At 41.1% G+C, this 19,663-nt stretch carries 17 protein-coding genes; all 17 read left to right on the top strand.

The features are described from left to right. The first annotated feature begins 2 nt into the window (after window positions 1-2). The 17 genes from mutL to LI126_RS08350 all read left to right on the top strand — a co-directional run bounded on the left by mutL (window position 3) and on the right by LI126_RS08350 (window position 19,609). Window positions 3-2,129 (top strand): DNA mismatch repair endonuclease MutL, encoded by a 2,127-nt coding sequence (gene mutL, locus LI126_RS08430; protein ID WP_227165192.1) that lies wholly within the window; start codon window positions 3-5, stop codon window positions 2,127-2,129. A 20-nt stretch (window positions 2,130-2,149) separates the two neighbouring features. Continuing rightward, window positions 2,150-3,109, top strand: a complete 960-nt coding sequence (miaA, locus tag LI126_RS08425) for a tRNA (adenosine(37)-N6)-dimethylallyltransferase MiaA (protein ID WP_227165191.1) — start codon at window positions 2,150-2,152, stop codon at window positions 3,107-3,109. A gap of 81 nt (window positions 3,110-3,190) precedes the next feature. Then, complete coding sequence (locus LI126_RS08420) at window positions 3,191-4,504, top strand: methionine gamma-lyase family protein (RefSeq protein WP_227165190.1); 1,314 nt, start codon at window positions 3,191-3,193, stop codon at window positions 4,502-4,504. A gap of 110 nt (window positions 4,505-4,614) precedes the next feature. Next, window positions 4,615-5,835, top strand: coding sequence for an NAD(P)/FAD-dependent oxidoreductase (locus LI126_RS08415; protein ID WP_155203034.1), 1,221 nt, complete (start codon window positions 4,615-4,617; stop codon window positions 5,833-5,835). 77 nt (window positions 5,836-5,912) lie between these two features. Beyond that, on the top strand, window positions 5,913-7,508 hold the full coding sequence (locus LI126_RS08410) for an NAD(P)/FAD-dependent oxidoreductase (RefSeq protein ID WP_227165189.1): 1,596 nt from the start codon (window positions 5,913-5,915) through the stop codon (window positions 7,506-7,508). Between the two features lie 103 nt (window positions 7,509-7,611). Next, on the top strand, window positions 7,612-8,334 hold the full coding sequence (gene radC / locus LI126_RS08405) for a RadC family protein (RefSeq protein WP_227165188.1): 723 nt from the start codon (window positions 7,612-7,614) through the stop codon (window positions 8,332-8,334). Between the two features lie 17 nt (window positions 8,335-8,351). Beyond that, window positions 8,352-9,377 carry a rod shape-determining protein gene (locus LI126_RS08400; RefSeq protein WP_055172529.1) on the top strand — a complete coding sequence of 342 codons (1,026 nt, stop codon included), beginning with the start codon at window positions 8,352-8,354 and terminating at the stop codon, window positions 9,375-9,377. Between the two features lies 1 nt (window position 9,378). Next, the gene (gene mreC / locus LI126_RS08395; protein ID WP_020436008.1) at window positions 9,379-10,251 is read left to right on the top strand and encodes a rod shape-determining protein MreC; all 873 of its coding nucleotides are present in this window, start codon (window positions 9,379-9,381) and stop codon (window positions 10,249-10,251) included. A 12-nt stretch (window positions 10,252-10,263) separates the two neighbouring features. Next, window positions 10,264-10,797, top strand: coding sequence for a rod shape-determining protein MreD (gene mreD, locus LI126_RS08390; protein WP_015529240.1), 534 nt, complete (start codon window positions 10,264-10,266; stop codon window positions 10,795-10,797). A 40-nt stretch (window positions 10,798-10,837) separates the two neighbouring features. Then, complete coding sequence (locus LI126_RS08385; RefSeq protein ID WP_227165221.1) at window positions 10,838-13,669, top strand: penicillin-binding transpeptidase domain-containing protein; 2,832 nt, start codon at window positions 10,838-10,840, stop codon at window positions 13,667-13,669. Between the two features lie 26 nt (window positions 13,670-13,695). After that, entirely contained in the window at window positions 13,696-14,340 is a 645-nt protein-coding gene (locus LI126_RS08380; protein WP_055172532.1) for a septum site-determining protein MinC, read from the top strand. Window positions 14,341-14,385: 45 nt separating this feature from the next. Continuing rightward, window positions 14,386-15,177 carry a septum site-determining protein MinD gene (gene minD, locus LI126_RS08375; RefSeq protein ID WP_015529238.1) on the top strand — a complete coding sequence of 264 codons (792 nt, stop codon included), beginning with the start codon at window positions 14,386-14,388 and terminating at the stop codon, window positions 15,175-15,177. A gap of 11 nt (window positions 15,178-15,188) precedes the next feature. Further along, on the top strand, window positions 15,189-15,398 hold the full coding sequence (locus LI126_RS08370; protein ID WP_015529237.1) for a cell division topological specificity factor MinE: 210 nt from the start codon (window positions 15,189-15,191) through the stop codon (window positions 15,396-15,398). Further along, window positions 15,395-16,525: an FtsW/RodA/SpoVE family cell cycle protein gene (locus LI126_RS08365; RefSeq protein WP_020436005.1), complete on the top strand. Its 1,131-nt coding sequence runs from the start codon at window positions 15,395-15,397 to the stop codon at window positions 16,523-16,525. Before LI126_RS08370 ends, LI126_RS08365 begins: the two co-directional genes overlap by 4 nt. A gap of 15 nt (window positions 16,526-16,540) precedes the next feature. After that, window positions 16,541-16,936 carry a methylglyoxal synthase gene (locus LI126_RS08360; protein WP_015529236.1) on the top strand — a complete coding sequence of 132 codons (396 nt, stop codon included), beginning with the start codon at window positions 16,541-16,543 and terminating at the stop codon, window positions 16,934-16,936. A gap of 1 nt (window position 16,937) precedes the next feature. Then, window positions 16,938-17,969: a D-alanyl-D-alanine carboxypeptidase family protein gene (locus LI126_RS08355; RefSeq protein ID WP_055156512.1), complete on the top strand. Its 1,032-nt coding sequence runs from the start codon at window positions 16,938-16,940 to the stop codon at window positions 17,967-17,969. Between the two features lie 245 nt (window positions 17,970-18,214). Further along, entirely contained in the window at window positions 18,215-19,609 is a 1,395-nt protein-coding gene (locus LI126_RS08350) for an HlyD family efflux transporter periplasmic adaptor subunit (protein WP_227165187.1), read from the top strand. Window positions 19,610-19,663: the final 54 nt, after the last annotated feature.

Genomic DNA, 19,663 nt, shown 5'->3' with positions numbered 1-19,663 from the left:
ATATGCCACACATTCATGTATTAGACCAGATCACAATTGATAAAATTGCCGCAGGTGAAGTAATTGAGCGTCCAGCGTCAATTGTAAAAGAACTCGTTGAAAATGCGATTGATGCAGGATCAACTTCTGTAAAAATAGAGATCAAAGATGGGGGGATTTCCTTCATCCGTATTACAGATAATGGCTGTGGCATTCCGCAGGATGAAGTGCAGCGTGCTTTCCTGCGGCATTCTACAAGCAAGATTGAGACCGTAGAAGACCTGTCTCATATTGCATCTTTGGGATTCCGTGGAGAGGCGCTTTCAAGTATTGCGGCCGTCACCCGGACGGAACTGATCACAAAGACTGCCGATGCAGAGTTTGGTACCCGTTATGTCATTGAAGGTGGAAAAGAAGTATCCTTGGAAGATACCGGTGCGCCAAATGGGACAACTTTCCTCGTCCATCAGTTATTTTACAATGTTCCTGCGAGAAGAAAATTTTTGAAAACACCAATGACAGAGGCCGGACATGTGCAGGATCTATTAATGCACCTTGCCCTGTCTCATCCGGAAGTTGCTTTTCAGTTTTTGAATAACGGACAGGAAAAACTTCGTACTTCCGGAAACGGAAAACTGAAAGATGTGATCTACAATGTCTATGGCCGTGATGTGGCAGCTAACCTGATTGAGATCGATTATGAGAAAAATGGTATCCATATCACAGGTTTTCTCGGCAAGCCGATCATCACACGTGGAAATCGTAACTTTGAAAATTTCTTCGTAAACGGCCGTTATGTCAAAAGTGCAATGATCTCCAAATCCGTGGAAGATGCTTATCGTGATTTTGTAATGCAGCACAAGTTTCCATTTGCAGTTCTGCATTTTCATCTGAGTGGAGAAAATGTAGATATCAATGTGCATCCGACAAAGATGGAGCTTCGCTTCTCACGGCAGCAGGAGGTTTACAATACCGTCTTTGAAGCCGTACACAGGACTTTGCTGGAACCGGAACTGATACAGAAAGCAGAGGTTCCTGATCCGGTAGAGCAACCGGAGAGACAAGCCGAAAGACCGGAGCGAGTGAAAAAGACATTCACATCCGCTTCGACCAAAGATAAAGAGGATACCAGCAGTCCGTTTCTTCTTCGTCCGCGCAGGGAAAATGAAAAAGTAACAGCTGCGGAATTGATCAAAGAATCCAAGGAAACGGTTAAGGATGATGTTCAAGATGAGGATTATTTTATCCGTAAGATGAAGGAGCGCGTACTTTCTTACCATAATCGTTCTTCTTCCGCCGAAGTTGCAGACCGGAAAGAGATTTTCCGTGCAGATGAACAGAAAGACAAAATTGCTGAACATGTCAAATACGCCGTTGAAGCAGCAGATAAGACAGTTGCACCGGAAACTGCGGCAGCAGTTCAGAAACCCGAACCAGTTGCTGAAACACAGACTGTTGCCACAAGTGCAAACACAACACCGGATTGTGAAGCAACTAATGCAAAACCAGATCCAGAAACAGGCACTCAGATGGATCTCTTTGAAGAAAATTTCTTAAAAAGAGATATCCGTGCAGAATATAAACTGATTGGTCAGGTCTTTGACACCTACTGGCTCGTAGAATTCAAAGATAATCTCTACATCATTGATCAGCATGCGGCTCATGAACGCGTCTTGTATGAGCGTACCTTGCGTGAAATGAAAAGCAGAGAATTTACTTCTCAGTACTTAAGTCCTCCGATCATTTTAAGCTTATCCATGCAGGAAGCACAGCTTCTGAATGAAAATATGGACCGCTTTTCACGCATTGGGTTTGAGATTGAGCCATTTGGTGGGGAAGAATATGCAGTCCGTGCAGTACCTGACAATTTGTTCAGTATTGCCAAGAAAGAACTTCTGATGGAGATGATCGATGATCTGACCGAAGGTCTTTCTACTTCTATGACACCGGAGCTGATCGATGAGAAGGTTGCATCCTTGTCCTGTAAAGCTGCTGTAAAGGGAAATAACCGCCTTTCTGCACAGGAAGTAGACAAACTGATCGGCGAACTCCTGACACTGGACAATCCATATCACTGTCCGCATGGACGACCGACAATCATTGCCATGACAAAACGTGATCTGGAAAAGAAATTTAAACGAATTGTATAAATGGAATCGAGGAAATATAGATGGAACAGACAAACAAACGCCCACTTGTCATTCTGACCGGACCAACTGCTGTCGGGAAGACTGCTGCCTCCATCGGACTTGCCAAAACGATCGGCGGAGAGATCATTTCTGCTGACTCTATGCAGGTCTACAAGGAGATGGACATCGGCTCTGCCAAGATCCGTCCGGAAGAGATGGACGGTGTGCCGCATCATCTGGTAGATGTTCTTGATCCGTCTGAGGATTTTAACGTTGTTCTCTTTCAGCAGATGGCAAAAGAAGCAATGGAAGGAATCTATCAGCGGGGACACATTCCGATCGTTGTCGGCGGAACAGGATTCTATATTCAGGCATTACTTTACGACATTGATTTCACAGAAAATAATGCCGATACTGCTTATCGGGAAGAATTAGAAGCACTTGCCAAAACCCAGGGCGCAGAATATCTTCATGAAATGCTTGAAAAAGTAGACCCGAAATCTGCGGAACAGATTCATTTTCATAATGTAAAACGTGTGATCCGTGCGCTGGAATATTATCAGCAGACCGGACAGAAGATTTCCGAGCACAATGAGGCGGAACGTGAGAAAGAATCTGCTTATAACTCCGCATATTTTGTGCTGACAGATGATCGTAAGATTCTCTATGACCGGATTGATAAACGTGTCGATCTGATGATGCAGGAAGGACTTCTTGAAGAAGTCAATGCGTTAAGATTGCGCGGACTTAAAAGAGAAAGTGTTGCGATGCAGGGACTTGGATACAAAGAACTGTTTGGTTATTTTGAAGGAGAGTATCCTTTGGAAGAAGCCGTACGCATTATTAAGAGAGACACAAGACATTTTGCCAAGCGGCAGCTGACCTGGTTTAGAAGAGAACGAGATGTCATCTGGCTTGATAAAAGTGAAATTGGAAGAGAAGATGAGCAATTGATCCAGCAGATGCTCACTGTTTTAAAGGAAAAAGAAATCATTCATTAGGACATCGGGCTGCATTTAGATAAAATGCAGCTTTGCCATGTAAATCAACAATAAAAAACTTAAAAAGAAAGAAGAAGAAAAATGAATACACCAACTACAGAAACAATTTATGAACAGCTAGGAATCAGCAAAGAAGTCTGGGCGTTCGGACAGAAGACAGAAGAGAAACTAAAAGAACGTTTTGAAGAATTTGACAGAAACGCTGAATACAATCAGTTAAAAGTAATTCATGCCATGCAGGAAAACCGCGTAAGTGAAGGATGCTTTAACTATGTAAGCGGATATGGATACAATGATCAGGGAAGAGATACTTTAGAGGATGTCTATGCCTCTGTTTTTCATACAGAAGCTGCACTCGTACGTCCGCAGATCACTTGCGGAACACATGCGCTTGCGCTTGCGCTTGCAGCGAATCTTCGTCCTGGAGACACTTTATTATCTCCGGTTGGAAAACCATATGATACACTTGAAGAAGTAATCGGAATCCGCCCGTCTAACGGCTCTCTTGCAGAATATGGAATCTCCTATAAACAGGTAGAACTCCTGGAAGATGGATATTTTGATTATCCTGCGATTAAAAAAGCTCTGGAAGATAAAACAATCAAACTGGCAACGATCCAGCGTTCCAAAGGATATCAGACACGTCCAAGCTATTCCGTAGAAAAAATCGGCGAACTGATTGCATTTATCAAAGAGCGTCGCCCGGATGTCATCTGTATGGTAGATAACTGTTACGGTGAATTCGTTGAGCGTATCGAGCCAAGTGATGTCGGTGCAGACATGATCGTCGGTTCTCTGATCAAAAATCCGGGTGGCGGACTTGCCCCAATCGGCGGATATGTTGCCGGAAGAGCTGATCTGATCGAAAACTGTGCTTATCGTCTGACTTCTCCGGGACTCGGTAAAGAAGTCGGTGCTACACTTGGTGTTACACAGTCCTTCTATCAGGGATTCTTCCTTGCACCAACTGTTGTATGCGGTGCTTTAAAGGGTGCTACTTTTGCAGCAAATATCTACGAAGCTTTAGGATATCCGGTAATTCCGAACGGTTCTGAATCCCGTCATGATATCATCCAGGCTGTTACACTTGGATCTGCAGAAGGTGTTATTGCATTCTGTAAAGGAATTCAGGCAGCTGCTCCGGTAGACAGTTATGTAAGCCCGGAACCATGGGCAATGCCGGGATATGACAGTGATGTGATCATGGCAGCTGGTGCTTTTGTTCAGGGTTCCTCGATTGAACTGAGTGCAGATGGACCGGTAAAACCTCCGTACGCTGTCTATTTCCAGGGTGGACTCACATGGTATCATGCAAAGCTTGGTATTCTCAAATCACTGCAGAGCGTTATTGATGCAGGCGTTCTTTCTATCGAGCGTGTGAGAGAACTTCTGTAAAACAATTTTTCGAGAGAATTCTATCGAAAATTCAGTTGAGTTGAATCAATTGTTATGTTAAAATTCAGACAGATGTAATCTGCTAAGAAAGTAAGAGGATATGAATTTTAATGAACACAATTGCAATTATAGGTGGCGGTGCATCAGGAATGATGGCCGCCATTTTCGCTGCCAGAAAAGGAGCGAAAGTTCTCCTTCTAGAGCAAAATGATAGATTGGGAAAGAAAATATTAGTGACTGGAAATGGCCGGTGTAATTATACGAATACTTATCAGGATACTTCCTGTTATCGTTCGGAGCAACCTGACTTTATCATGCAGGTACTGGATCAATTTCCGGCGGAAAAAGTCATTGCTTTTTTCCGAGAACTTGGAATCTATCCAAAAGACAGAAATGGATATCTGTATCCATTCTCCGATCAGGCAAGCGCAGTCCGTGATGTATTAAAACAGGAAGTATACCGTCTTGGAGTTGATGTACGTACAGGAATCTCCTGTACTGGAATACAGAAAACAAATGAACGATTTTCCTTGCAGACATCACACGGTTCTTTAACCGTAGATCAAGTGATTCTCTGCAATGGTTCAAAAGCTGCACCTTCCACCGGTTCTGACGGTTCCGGATACGCTTTAGCCAAACAGCTTGGGCATCAGATAATTCCTGTACTTCCCGCTCTTTGTGCTTTACATTGTACCGGAAAGCATTTCCGCGCAATTGCCGGAGTACGTGCACAGGGAAAAGTTTCGTTGTTTGTTGACGGTGAGTTAACTGCTGCTGATACCGGTGAACTTCAATTGACTGCCTATGGAATCTCAGGAATTCCGGTATTCCAGATCAGCCGCTATGCATCGAAAGCATTATATGAGCAGAAGGAAGTTGTTGCCATACTGGATTTTCTTCCGGAATATTCGGTTGATGAAGTAAAATTTCTTCTGAAAGAACGTGCCAACCGCCAGCCGGAAAAAACAGCAGAACAGTTCTTTACCGGCCTGTTTCATGAAAAATTGGCCGCTGTATGGCTGAAATTTACCAAGATCAAGAAAGAGAAGCTATGCGGCGACTTTACAGATGCAGATATTCAGAGGCTGTCATGGATGATCAAGGAATTCAAATCACCTGTAATTAAGACAAATTCTTATGAACAGGCACAGATCTGCTGTGGCGGCGTTGATACGACACAGATTAATCCAGAAACAATGGAATCCCGACTTGTTCCCGGGCTTTATTTTGCCGGAGAACTGGTCGATGTAGATGCAATCTGCGGTGGGTATAATCTCACCTGGGCGTGGGCAAGCGGTTATGTTGCAGGATGCTCCGCCGCATCTGCATAATCGCCTGCTGCTAACTTGTAACCAATATCTGGATGATATACTTTAATATTAGATTTCCTGAAAGAAAGGATAGATAAATGATACGAATTAATCAGCTGAAACTGCAGATTCCACACACGGAAGAAGCTCTTAAAAAGAAAATACAAAAGACACTTCATCTAAAGAAAGGGGATTCTTTTACTTATCGGATTCACCGTCAGTCATTAGACGCACGCAGAAAACCCGAATTATTCTATGTGTATACGGTTGATGTCACTGTTTCCAATGAGAATGCTATTCTGAAGCATTGTAAAGGAAACATCCAGAAAGTAGAAGAGAAGCATTACCAGATTCCATCTCATGGAACAGAGACTCTGAATGCCCGTCCAGTTGTCATCGGCAGCGGTCCTGCCGGACTATTCTGCGCTTATCTGCTCGCACTGGAAGGATACTGTCCTTTGGTTATTGAACGTGGTGCCTGTGTAGAAGAACGTAAGAAGGATGTGGATCGTTTCTGGGAGACCGGTGTGCTTGACCCTTCTTCCAATGTCCAGTTCGGTGAAGGCGGCGCTGGTACATTTTCAGATGGAAAGTTAAATACACTTGTAAAAGATAAGACAGGACGTAACCGTTTCGTTCTTGAGACTTTCGTAAAATTCGGAGCGGACGAAGATATTTTATATGCACATAAGCCGCATATCGGTACGGATGTCCTGATTGATGTTGTAAGCCAGATGCGTCAGGAGATCATTTCGCTTGGCGGTGAATTCTGTTTTCATACACAGGTCACAGATGTTGATCTGACATCAAAAACACTGAAAATTGTTCACCTCTCAGAGAATTCCGCAGAAGAAGAAGTATCTGCCGGAGCAGCCGTTTTTGCGATCGGTCACAGCGCCCGTGATACATTTGAAATGCTTTATAAGCATCAGATTCCGATGCGCGCAAAATCATTTGCCGTCGGAGTCCGTATCGAACACCCACAAACATTGATCGATCATTCTCAATATGGAAGAGATCGGGGAAATGATCTTCCGGCAGCAGCATATAAGCTGACCGAGAACTTGGACAATGGAAGAGGAGTCTATACTTTCTGTATGTGCCCGGGCGGATATGTTGTAAATGCTTCTTCTGAAGAGCATCGTCTTGCAGTCAACGGAATGAGCTATCATGACCGTGCCGGAGAAAATGCAAACAGTGCTGTGATTGTCACAGTTACTCCGGATGACTTCGGTTCTGACCATCCGCTTGCCGGGATTTCTTTCCAGCGCAGCTTAGAAGAAAAAGCTTATCAGGCAGGACAGGGAAAAATTCCTGTCCAACGTTTTGGCGACTTTAAAGAAGATCAGATCACAACTTCTTATGGTATGGTTCATTCTTGCATGAAAGGAGCTTCTGTCTTTGGGGATGTACGTGGTATCTTTCCAGAAGAAATCGCACAGTCGCTTGAGGATGGAATCACAGCAATGGATCATAAGATTCATGGTTTTGCAGATAATGATGCATTATTATCCGGTGTAGAGAGCCGAACTTCTTCCCCTGTAAGAATTGAAAGGGATGAGAACTTTGTCTGTGCTTCCTGTGACTGGATCTATCCATGTGGCGAAGGGGCCGGATATGCCGGTGGAATCACTTCCGCAGCGATGGACGGAATGAAGGTCGCCGAGGCAATCATTCAAAAATATAAATCTTAATCATTTATGAAATTTGTGGTTTTTTGGTATCTTCTCTATACACTTTTTTGAAACTGTGCTAAAATAAATCGTTGTATTATGTCATCGCAGTGATATGATTCACATGGAAAATAGAAATACAGAAACAATCAAAATGATGTATCTTGAAGACCGTCCTTATGAAAAATGTGAGCAGTACGGTGCAGAACATCTGACAGATGTGGAACTTTTAGCTGTTTTACTTCGTACCGGAACGAAAGGGGAGAATTCGCTTCGGCTTGCCCAGAAGATTCTGCATCCACCATTTGGCTCTGAAGGACTTCTCAGCGTCCCACAGTGGTCTATGGAACAACTGCTGAAGATCAAAGGAATCGGAAAGGTAAAATCCATCCAGATTCTTTGTCTGGCAGAACTTGCAAGACGTATGGCGAAAGCAGAAGCCTCACTGGGATTGGATTTTTCCTCTCCGGACAGTATTGCACGTTATTATATGGAGGATCTTCGGCATAAGAAACGGGAAGTAATGAAGCTTTTGCTTCTGAATACCAGATCCAGGCTGATCAGTGAGATGGATGTTTCAACAGGAACCATAAATTCCACACTTGTTTCTCCACGGGAACTGTTTGTGGAAGCTTTGCAGAAGAATGCTGTATCCATTATTCTTTTGCATAATCATCCGAGTGGAGATCCGACACCAAGCAAAGAAGATCTTCTGACAACCCGGCGCGTCCGTGAAGCAGGGGCTTTGATCGGTATAGAACTTCTCGATCACATCATTATTGGAGATAATTGTTATTTCAGTTTAAGGGAGAAAGGATTCTTTTCTCAAGAATCTGCAAATAGATAAGGGAATGGAGTGTATTTATGGCCAGGAATGTATATGGGTTAGATCTTGGAACTTATGATATCAAGATTTTTGATAAGAAAAAAGACCGCATATGGCATGCCAAGAATGTAATTGCCATGAAAGATAAAAAATATATTTTTTCTGTCGGAGACGATGCTTATGAGATGTATGAAAAGGCTCCGGGAAATATACAGATCATATTTCCGATGAAGAATGGTGTCATTGCCCGTTTTGATGACATGCAATATCTTCTCGGAGATCTTTTGAAGGAAGAGCGTCCGTTTATCCGTGGGGCAGAATATGTGATCGCTGTTCCTACAGATGTCACAGAAGTAGAAAAGAAGGCTTTCTATGATCTTGTGCTTCATTCTGAAGCGAAAGCAAAATCAGTAAGAATTGTAGAGCGCGGTCTTGCAGACGGACTTGGACTTGGGATTGATGTTCTGGAAGAACCAGGAGCTTTTATCGCCAATTTAGGTGGAGGAACAACAGAACTTTCCGTTCTTTCCTACGGTGGTATTGTTATGAACCGTCTGCTTAAGATCGGTGGCGAACAGCTGGATAGTGCGATCGCCAATCTTGTCCGTCATTCTAAAGATTTTATAATCGGACGTCCGACTGCCGAACGACTGCGGAAAGAATTTGGAGTTTTTGACCAGTCCACCGGAAGTACTCTTACTGTATACGGCAGAGATATGATGCGCGGCGGTCCGTCGCACATTGACATTCCAATCAGTCTTGTACGGGCAGCGATCAAAGAACCTTTGAGAGAATGTGTACAGGCCATTCATTCCATGCTCGACCGTACGCCTCCCGATGTCAGGAGAAATATTAATAAAAACGGGATTTATATTACTGGAGGACTTGCTAATCTGCGAGGGATTTCTACTTATCTGGAAGAAAGTATCGGTCTGCCGGTTCACATGAAAACAGACCCTGAACTCTGTGCCGTCAAAGGTCTACAGAGGATCATACTGAATAAGACCTTGTATAGAAAATTAAGTTACTCCATGTTAGACGAAGATTATAGGTGGTTAAGATAATATGAAAAAAAAGAAGAATCAGACTTCTGTTATGAACAGATATTTACTTATAGGACTTTCTGTTTTCTGCATTTTTATGATGCTGTTATCTTCCTTTTCAGACAAAGTAGGAGGTCCATTTAAAGTTGTTGCAAATGTAACCGTTATCCCTCTTCAGCAGGGAATCAATCAGATTGGTGGCTGGATGGGAGATATGAAAGACAATTTCCAAACTCTGAAACAGGTACGCGCAGAAAATACAAAGCTTCAGAAACAGGTTGACTCTCTGATTACAGAAAATAACAATCTACAACAAGAACGTTATGAGCTTCAGAGACTGCAGGAATTATATCAGTTGGACAAGAACTATGCGGATTACAAAAAAACTGCTGCGCATGTAATCGGGAAAGATTCCGGAAACTGGTTCAGTACATTTACCATTGACAAAGGAAGTAAAGACGGTATTGCCGCAGATATGAACGTAATGGCCGGAAGCGGTCTTGTCGGCATTGTCACAGAAGTTGGTCCAACCTGGGCAAAAGTCCGTTCTATTATCGATGATTCAAGTAATGTAAGTGCAATGGTACTTTCTACTTCTGACCGTTGTATTGTAAGTGGAGATCTGTCACTTATGAGTGATAACCAGATTCGTTTTGGTCAGATGGAAAACAATGATAATACGGTTTCCGTCGGAGACCAGATCGTCACTTCTTATATTAGTGATAAATACCTGCAGGGAATCCTGATCGGATATGTCAGTGAAGTAACGGTCGACTCTAACAATCTGACTCGTTCCGGATATATTACACCGGCTGTAGATTTTAAAAATCTTCAGGAAGTTCTTGTTATCACAACAACGAAAGCGGATTTGGTTGGATCCAATCAGAGCGAATAGGAGTGAATACTCATGAAATTAATGAAATTTAAAAGAGTTGCTGTAACTGTACTGATCGTACTTGCAGCATATCTGCTCCAGTGTACCTTATTCAATCATCTGGAACTTGCCGGAATTAAACCTAACCTGATTCTGATTGTCACAGCATCCTTTGGTTTTATGCGTGGGCAGAAAGAAGGAATGCTGGTCGGTTTCTTTGCCGGCCTTATCACAGATATCCAGTTTGGTACAATTTTGGGATTTTATGCATTACTTTACCTGGTAATCGGTTTTGTAAACGGATTATTTGAACAGCTTTATTTTGATGAAGATATCAAGCTGCCGTTATTTTTGATTTCTGTCAGCGAATTTCTCTACGGTATCATCATTTATTTGCTCATGTTCATGTTGCGAAGTGATTTTAACTTTTTATATTATCTCAACCGCATCATCGTTCCTGAACTGATTTACACAATCGTGATCACACTGGGATTATACCCACTGATTTTATTTATTAACCACAAACTTGAAGCAGAAGAAAAAAGGAGTGCAAGTAAATTTGTTTAGAAATATTTTAGACCGTCTGAAAGAAGCCGGAGCTTACCTGATGCAGTCAAGACTCGTTACTTTGATCATTATATTTTGTGTCAGTTCTTCCATCCTGATCGGAAGATTATTCTATCTTCAGATTGTAAAAGGGTCTGATTATCTTGAAAACTACGAATATTCTATCCGCCGGACGACATCCGTTGCAGCAACACGCGGAAATATTTATGACCGTAATGGAAATCTGCTGGCTTATAACCAGCTGGCTTATTCCGTGACAATTAATCTGTCAACCGTTGAAAACTCCATCACAACAGATAAACGTTCTGAAAAAAATGCGGCATTAAATAAAATCCTGGATCAGGTTCTTTCTATCGTAGAATCAAATGGAGATTCTGTTGTTTCAAGCTTTGGTATCATCCTGGATTCCTCCGGAACCTATCAGTTTACACAGTCAAGCGATACCCAGAAGCTCCGTTTTATTGCAGATGTCTATGGAAAACGAACAATAGATGAACTTACAAAAAAACAGCAGAACCAAAGTGCAGCGGATATCATTCATTATCTTTGTACCGATGAAAAATATGGATATGGCCTTGATGACAGCACATTAGAGCCTGCTTATATTTTAAAGATCATCAACATGCGTTATGCAATGGCATTAAATGCATATCAGCAGTATATTGATACAGTTCTTGCATCCGATGTAAGTGACGAAACAGCAGCAGCAATTATGGAGAATAAGGACGTTCTTACCGGTGTTGACATTTCAGAAGATTCTATCCGAAAATATACCGATGGAATGTATTTTGCATCTATTATCGGATATACCGGACAGATTTCCCAGGATGAATACGATGCGCTGGACAAGGATGAAAAGAAAAAGTACTCTCTGTCTGATATTGTAGGAAAGGCCGGCATTGAACAAAGCATGGACAATGTCCTTCAGGGCACAAAAGGTGAAAGAACCGTGTATGTAGATAACCTCGGACGTGTAACTGATACTGTCAGCCGGAAAGATCCTGAAGCCGGAAATGATGTATATCTGACGATTGATAAAAATCTTCAGGAAAGTACTTATAAACTTCTGGAAGAGAAGATTGCCGGAATTGTTTTATCCAAACTACAGAATGTTCTGGAATACGATACATCCAGCGTAGATGACTCTAAGAATCTGATCATCCCGGTCAGCGATGCATATTATAATCTGATTGGAAATTCCGTCATCGATTCCGGACACTTTTCAAGCAGTGATGCAAAAACTGCCGAGCAGCAGGTTTATTCCATTTTTCAGGAAAAAAAGACTGAGACGATTTCCCTGCTTGAATCAGAACTTCAGAACTCACAGGCCAGCGCATATACAGATCTTTCCAATGAAATGAAAGCATATATGGATTACATCTGTGATACCCTGCTGACAAAGGATACAGGCATCCTTATGTCAGATCAGATTGATAAGAATGATGCTACTTATATTGCATGGGCAAAAGATGAGACAATCAATTTATATACTTACCTGAATTATGCGATTTCTAAAAACTGGATCGATACTTCCAAACTTGGAAGCAGTTCTTATTCCAGTTCAGAAGAGATTTATCAGGAGATTTTAAAATATTTAAAAGAATATTTAGCAGATGACAGTAATTTCGACAAACTTCTCTACAAATATCTTATAAAATCAGGTAGTGTTACTGGTGAACAAGTTTGTGCTATCGTATATGAACAGGGTGTTCTTCCTATGGATGACTCGACCTATAACGGATTACTCAACGGAGAGACAAATGCTTTTTCCTGGATCAAGAGCAAGCTGGAAAGCCTTGAGCTTACACCTGGTGAACTGGCACTTGAGCCATGTTCTGCTGGTGCAGTTGTAACAAATCCAAATACCGGAGAAGTTTTAGCATGTGTTTCTTACCCTGGATATGACAATAATCGTCTCTCAAACGTAATGGATCGTTCTTATTATGTGCAGTTGAGCATGGGTATGTCACGTACCTTCTACAACAGAGCGACCCAGGAGAAGACAGCGCCAGGTTCTACTTATAAAATGCTTTCTTCTGTAGCCGGTCTGACAGAAGGGGTAATTAATGGAAACTCCTATATCAGTTGTTCAGGTGTATTTGACAAGATCACACCAAGTCCAAAATGCTGGATTTATCCAAGTGCTCATGGAAGTCTGAATGTAGTAGGTGCACTGCAGCATTCCTGTAATGATTTCTTCTATGAAGTTGGTTATCGTCTTGGACAAGACTCGAATGGTAACTATGACAGTGATACCGGCCTTGAAAAACTGGCAAAATATGCAAAAATGTTTGGATTTGACCAGACGTCAGGAATCGAAATTCCTGAATCACAACCTCAGATTTCTGATTCTGACTCTGTACGATCTGCCATTGGACAGGGTACCAATAACTATACTGTCAGCCAGATCAACCGTTATGTAACAGCCGTTGCAAACCGAGGAACTGTTTACAGTCTTTCTCTTATTGACAAAACAACCGATTCGAATGGAAAACTAATCAAAGATTATACTCCGGAAGTTGTAAATCAGATGGATGAGATCAGCTCAAGTACATGGGATCTGGTACACAATGGAATGGAAAGCATGGTAAAAAGCAGCTCCACCTTTGCCGGAATGGATATTTCCATGGGAGGAAAAACCGGAACTGCCCAGTATAGTAAGATGCATGCAGATAATGTTCTGTTTGTCGGTTATGCGCCGGCAGATTCACCTGAAATTTCAATTGCTGTCCGCATTGCAAATGGATATGCGTCTACCTATGCAGCTGAAATTGGAAGAGATATCACAAAAGTGTACTTCAATCCAGAATCCGCCGATGAACTGCTTCAAGGATATGCTTCTTCTTTAGGAACTGCAGGAGCCGGTGATTAATTAAGATAACGAAAGGGGATGGGATCATGAGTGAACTGGTAACAATAAAAAGCAGTCATTCCGGTATAGAGCTGCGGCTTAATGCCAACCTCCCATTCCCGGATCTTTTGAAAGCTGTAGAAGAGAAATTCCGACAATCTGCTGATTTTTTCAAGAATGCAAAGATGGCAGTTTCATTTAGCGGAAGGACACTTTCTATCAGCGAAGAGGAGCAGTTAATACAGGTTATTACGCAGACGACAAACCTTGAGATTATCTGTATCATTGATCATGATGAACGCAAGGAACTGATCTACAAAAGAGCGGTAGCACAGTGTTTATCTGAACGTGAGAAATCAGATGGACAATTCTATCGCGGAACATTAAAGCGAAGACAGCTTCTTGAATCCGAATCCAGCATTGTGATCTTAGGAGATGTTGAATTCGGAGCTAAAGTAGTTGCAAAAGGAAATATTATCATTCTCGGTACTCTCTATGGATCTGTTCATGCGGGAGCTGCCGGTGACAGGAATGCTTTTATCATTGCTCTCTCCATGCAGCCGCAGCGACTTGTAATCGGAGATATTGAAGCAAAACGTCAACTGATCTATCAGGACAGCCTTTCCATCAACGGACCGCAAATTGCAGTTGTTGACGGAAAAAGAATTTACCTTGATCCACTGATAGAATAAATCTTTGGAAAGACATAAGCATGGGAAATAGGAGGAATATTCAACATGGGTGAAGTAATCGTCATTACATCGGGAAAGGGCGGTGTTGGAAAAACAACAACAACAGCGAATATTGGAATTGGTCTGTCTTCAGCAGGAAAAAAAGTTCTTGTAATTGATACAGATCTCGGACTTCGAAATCTGGATGTTGTTCTTGGACTTGAAAATCGTATTGTCTACAATCTTGTTGACGTCATTGAAAGCAAATGTCGTCTGAAACAGGCAGTGATCAAAGATACGCGATTTGAAAATCTGTACCTGCTCCCATCTGCCCAGACAAAAGATAAGACAAGCGTATCACCGGAACAGATGAAAAAACTGATTGACGAACTAAAAGATGATTATGACTTCATTCTTTTAGATTGTCCGGCAGGAATTGAACAGGGTTTTAAAAATGCAATTGCAGGCGCACAGCGTTCCATTGTTGTTACAACACCTGAAGTTTCCTCAATTCGTGATGCTGACAGAATTATTGGATTACTTGAAGCTTCCGGAATCCGGAAAAATGAACTTCTGATCAATCGTCTGCGCGTTGACATGGTTCGCAGAGGTGATATGATGTCTGTAGAAGATGTCACAGAGATTCTAGCGATTGATCTGCTTGGAGTCATCCCTGATGATGAGTCTGTTGTTGTTGCAACCAATCAGGGAGAACCGGTAGTCGGCGAAGATTCCTTAGCCGGAAAATGTTACCAGAATATCTGTAGACGTCTGTTAGGAGAAGAAGTCCCGATTTCCGATTTTAATCATAAACCCGGACTTCGCAGTAAACTCTCCAGTCTTTTTCATAAGAACTAGGAGGTCACATTATGAGTGTACCTTCTGTTACAATTGCAAAAGACAGGTTGCGAAATTTGCTAATTACTGACAGAATTCAATGCACACCCGATATGATAGAATTTCTGACATCGGATTTATATCAGACGATTTCTAAATACATAGAAATCTCCCCGGAACAATTTGATGTCAAAATAACACGCACGGATATACATATAAAATATACAGGAGAAAAACATTGAAATCATTTTTTACTAATTTGAAACAGCGTTATAATATTAGAGATTATAAAATCAGTCTGGTTTTTCTGGTCACTCTGATTTCACTGGTCGGAATCCTTATGGTCCGAAGTGCAAGACCTGATTTAATGAATCGTCAGATTATGGGCGTTTGTCTTGGTCTGATTGTTATGTTTATTATCTCTTTCATTGATTATAAATGGATTTTAAACCTATATTGGCCGCTTTATGCTCTGAATATTGTTATGCTCCTGGCTGTTTTGGTTTTTGGAACAAAAGTAAATGGCGCGAGAAGATGGCTGAACCTTGGATTTACACAATTCCAGCCTTCCGACCTTACAAAAATCCTTATGATTCTGTTCTTTGCAAAATTCTTAATGGAACGAGAGCAAAAGATTAAAGAACCCAAAACGATTATTCAGGCAATTGCTTTAATCCTTCCATCACTTGCATTGATTTACAAGCAGCCAAACTTGTCTACAACAATTTGTATTGCCGCATTGTTTGCTGTCCTTCTTTACCTTGGAGGATTAAGCTACAAACTCATTGGAACCGTTCTTGTAATCACAATACCGACGATCATTATACTGCTTGTTGTTGCAATACAGCCAAACCAGCCGTTCTTAAAAGACTATCAGCAGGAACGTATCCTTGCCTGGCTGGAACCTGAAAAGTATGCCGACGACGAATCTTACCAGCAGTTAAATTCCGTTATGGCAATTGGGTCCGGACAGCTGACCGGAAAAGGGTATGATAATGACGCAACAACATCCGTTAAGAACGGAAATTTCGTATCTGAGCCACAAACAGACTTTATTTTTGCAATTATTGGTGAAGAATTAGGATTTGTGGGTTGTTGTGGAGTCATAATTTTGTTATTATTAATTGTGATAGAGTGTATCTTAATTGGTTTGAAGGCCAAAGATACAGGAGGGCGGATCATTTGCGGAGGCGTTGCTTCACTGATTGGAATCCAGAGCTTTATTAACGTCAGTGTAGCTACAATGATTTTTCCAAATACAGGCTTGTCCCTCCCATTTGTCAGTTATGGACTGACTTCCGTAGTATGTTTTTTCATGGGAATCGGTTTTGTATTAAATGTAGGCTTACAGCCTAATAAATATCAGTAAAGAGAGGATACCACTATGAATATCGGATTAGTAGCGCATGATGCGAAGAAAAAATTGATGCAGAATTTCTGCATTGCATACCGTGGGATACTCAGTAAGCATAATTTATATGCAACAGAAACCACCGGTATACTGGTCGAGAATGTAACAAACTTAAGCATTCACAAATATCTTGCTGGACATCTCGGAGGAAAACAGCAGCTCGGCTCACAGATTGAACACAATCAGATGGATCTTTTGATTTTCTTCCGTGATCCACTGACACCTCACTCACATGAACCGGATGTTAATGACATTGTTAAGCTTTGTGATATTTATAACATTCCGATCGCAACAAATATCGCAACTGCTGAAGCATTGATCCTTGCTCTTGACAGAGGCGACCTTGACTGGCGGGAGATGTATCGATAATATGAGTAAACCATACAAAAAGAAGAGAAGACGAAGAAAGCAACGGCATTCTGTCAGCCGCATACTTATTCCTGTCATATGTCTTATTGTTGTATTGTCCGGAGCTGTCGGCGGAGTCTGGTATTACAAAGAATATGGTGGTGATCCTGTCCGGACATATGAGACAGCCACTTATAACTCTAATTTATACCAAGGAAGTTTGTTTGCTGATGATTTATGCGTCGCTGCTGATGATGTGGCTCTCACTGGATTTGATGATGAGGATTCTCTTCATGCTGCAGGATTATTCAATCTAAATGATAAAACAGTTGAATATGGATATAAACTTTATGATAAATTATATCCTGCAAGTACAACAAAGCTTATGACTGCATACCTTGCTTTTAAGTACGGTAATATGGATGACATTGTAACTGTTTCTGACAGTGTTTCAAGCTTTGCCTCTGATGAAGTAGTCTGCAACCTACAGCCTGGTGATACAGTGACACTTTATGATTTATTATGTGGTCTTTTACTTCGTTCAGGTAATGATTGTGGTGTTGCTATCGCTGAACATATTTCCGGAAGTGTAGAAGCTTTTGCTGAGCTTATGAACTCAGAAGCGAAAGCTCTTGGTGCCACTGGCAGTCATTTCGTGAATCCTCACGGACTTCATAATGAAAACCACTATACAACAGCATATGACCTGTATCTGATCTTTAATGCCTGCATTCAGGATCAGAGATTTATGGACATTATTTCCATGGATTCTTATACAATGAATCTTACCGGAGCAGATGGTACAACAAGAACATTTGATGTAGTCCCAACCAACTATTATTCCTCAGGGAAGATCAATGCCCCTGAAGGAATTCGTGTATTTGGCGGTAAGACCGGTACCACAGATGAAGCAGGATGCTGTGTGATCCTTTATAGCGAAGATTTGGAAAAGAATCCTTATATTTCCATTATTATGGGGGCTGAAGATAAGAGTTTTCTTTACCAGGAGATGAACCGGCTTCTTGAGGCTGGAGAAACAACTAAAACAGAATAAAGAATAACCGATATGAAAAAGCCATGTGGCACAGAACAACAAATTAGAAGCTTTCATTTTTAATCTGTCCGCATGTTTTTTTTCTATCTTATTTCATGTAATATTCTCCTTTACCGTTTCCTGTTTTCAGTAACGCTCTTTAATTTATTAATATGTATTCTTCCCCTGAAAGGCTGGAAATATACACAAAAAAATGATATACTAACAAAGTTAAAGCAGAAATGACAGGAGGTAATATTTTTATCTTGGCAAAGAAAAAAAACAAGTCTGTAAATATAAAAAGATATAAGGCAAAAAAAGAATTTAATATTGGAATGTTTCTGTTTGCAGTTGTATTTATTTATCTTATTGTTACTATTACCGCATATCTTTTAGAAGATAAGCCTTCTATTTATGAAGTGCGGGAGGGCAGTATTGTGAAGGATAATACCTATACCGGATTGATCATCCGCCAGGAAACAACTGTAAATGCAGAATCGGGCGGCTACATTAATTATTATCAGAATGGGAACAGCAAAGTCAAATATGGCGCACCTGTTTATGCAATTTCAAAGAATGCTTTGAATTTTGATGATTCATCTACGGAATCATCTTCAACTGCAGATCTTAGTCCTGATGTTCAATCAGGACTTGTGACACAACTTCAGACATTCAATGAAAACTATGACAATTCCAACTTTTCAAGTATCTATACCTTAAAGAATGAGCTGCAAAATACATTGCAAAATGCATACTGCACAACTAAAACTGCGCAGCTTGCATCTGTAATTGAGAGCAGCGGACAAACTGTCACAACCTCTTCTGCCGGACAGGACGGAATTGTTTCCTATACGATTGATGGTTTAGAGTCCTTAACTGTTGACAATTTTACAGCAGATAATTTTAATAAAACAAATTATAAAGTAACTGAGCTTACCGATCAGATGAAGATATCAAGCGGTTCACCGGCTTACCGCTTGATTACCAGTGAAAACTGGTCCGTAGTGATACCTTTAAAAGAAGACACCGCAAAAGAATTTCAGAAATCTGATTTACAGAATGTGCAGGTCCGCATAGATAAAGACAGTGAAAAGATGTGGTCCGCTTTCTCTGTTCTTGAACGAGATGGGAATTTCTATGGTGTTCTGACCTTTGACAACTCTATGATTCGTTATGCATCAGAGCGTTTTCTGAACATAGAACTTATCTTAGAAGATGAGTGTGGCCTAAAGATTCCAAAATCTGCCGTAGTAGAAGAGCAGTTCTTTGTAATTCCTCATGATTATATTACAAACGGAGGTAACAGCTCTTTAGAAGGTGTTATGGTTTTGGATTCAAAAGGAACTGCCTCATTTCAGGCTGTTGATATCTATGACACCTCCGATGATGGAGAAGTTTATTTAAGTCGAGATCAGCTGAAATCCGGAACAGTGATTGTAAAACCGGATTCTTCTGATACTTATACGATTGATACCCAAAAGCCATTAAAGGGAGTCTACAATATCAATAAAGGATACGCTGTTTTTAAAAAAGTATCCATTTTATGTGAAAGCGACGAATATTACATTGTTCAGGAAGGAGATTCTTACGGACTTTCAAATTACGATCATATCGTACAAAACGGAGCCGGTGTTTCCTCTGATGATGTTGTATTTCAGTGATTTGATTTTATAGCCCTTTGAAAATTGGATACAAAACCCAAAAGAGGATAATCA

Origin of the sequence: Mediterraneibacter sp. 210702-DFI.5.30 (assembly GCF_020560115.1) — a bacterium.
In the GTDB taxonomy this organism is placed as follows: domain Bacteria; phylum Bacillota; class Clostridia; order Lachnospirales; family Lachnospiraceae; genus Mediterraneibacter; species Mediterraneibacter faecis.
Note: the sequence above shows the minus strand (reverse complement) of the source record. Positions and strands in the feature narration are given on the sequence as shown.

Bases quoted from the DNA above. Each gene is read 5' to 3' on its own strand.
- LI126_RS08370 (WP_015529237.1), top strand. From the start codon at position 15,189: ATGAGTGTACCTTCTGTTACAATTGCAAAAGACAGGTTGCGAAATTTG.
- minD (WP_015529238.1), top strand. From the start codon at position 14,386: ATGGGTGAAGTAATCGTCATTACATCGGGAAAGGGCGGTGTTGGAAAA.
- LI126_RS08380 (WP_055172532.1), top strand. From the start codon at position 13,696: ATGAGTGAACTGGTAACAATAAAAAGCAGTCATTCCGGTATAGAGCTG.
- radC (WP_227165188.1), top strand. From the start codon at position 7,612: ATGGAAAATAGAAATACAGAAACAATCAAAATGATGTATCTTGAAGAC.
- LI126_RS08355 (WP_055156512.1), top strand. From the start codon at position 16,938: ATGAGTAAACCATACAAAAAGAAGAGAAGACGAAGAAAGCAACGGCAT.
- miaA (WP_227165191.1), top strand. From the start codon at position 2,150: ATGGAACAGACAAACAAACGCCCACTTGTCATTCTGACCGGACCAACT.
- LI126_RS08400 (WP_055172529.1), top strand. From the start codon at position 8,352: ATGGCCAGGAATGTATATGGGTTAGATCTTGGAACTTATGATATCAAG.
- mreC (WP_020436008.1), top strand. From the start codon at position 9,379: ATGAAAAAAAAGAAGAATCAGACTTCTGTTATGAACAGATATTTACTT.
- mreD (WP_015529240.1), top strand. From the start codon at position 10,264: ATGAAATTAATGAAATTTAAAAGAGTTGCTGTAACTGTACTGATCGTA.
- LI126_RS08410 (WP_227165189.1), top strand. From the start codon at position 5,913: ATGATACGAATTAATCAGCTGAAACTGCAGATTCCACACACGGAAGAA.
- mutL (WP_227165192.1), top strand. From the start codon at position 3: ATGCCACACATTCATGTATTAGACCAGATCACAATTGATAAAATTGCC.
- LI126_RS08360 (WP_015529236.1), top strand. From the start codon at position 16,541: ATGAATATCGGATTAGTAGCGCATGATGCGAAGAAAAAATTGATGCAG.
- LI126_RS08415 (WP_155203034.1), top strand. From the start codon at position 4,615: ATGAACACAATTGCAATTATAGGTGGCGGTGCATCAGGAATGATGGCC.
- LI126_RS08385 (WP_227165221.1), top strand. From the start codon at position 10,838: ATGCAGTCAAGACTCGTTACTTTGATCATTATATTTTGTGTCAGTTCT.
- LI126_RS08420 (WP_227165190.1), top strand. From the start codon at position 3,191: ATGAATACACCAACTACAGAAACAATTTATGAACAGCTAGGAATCAGC.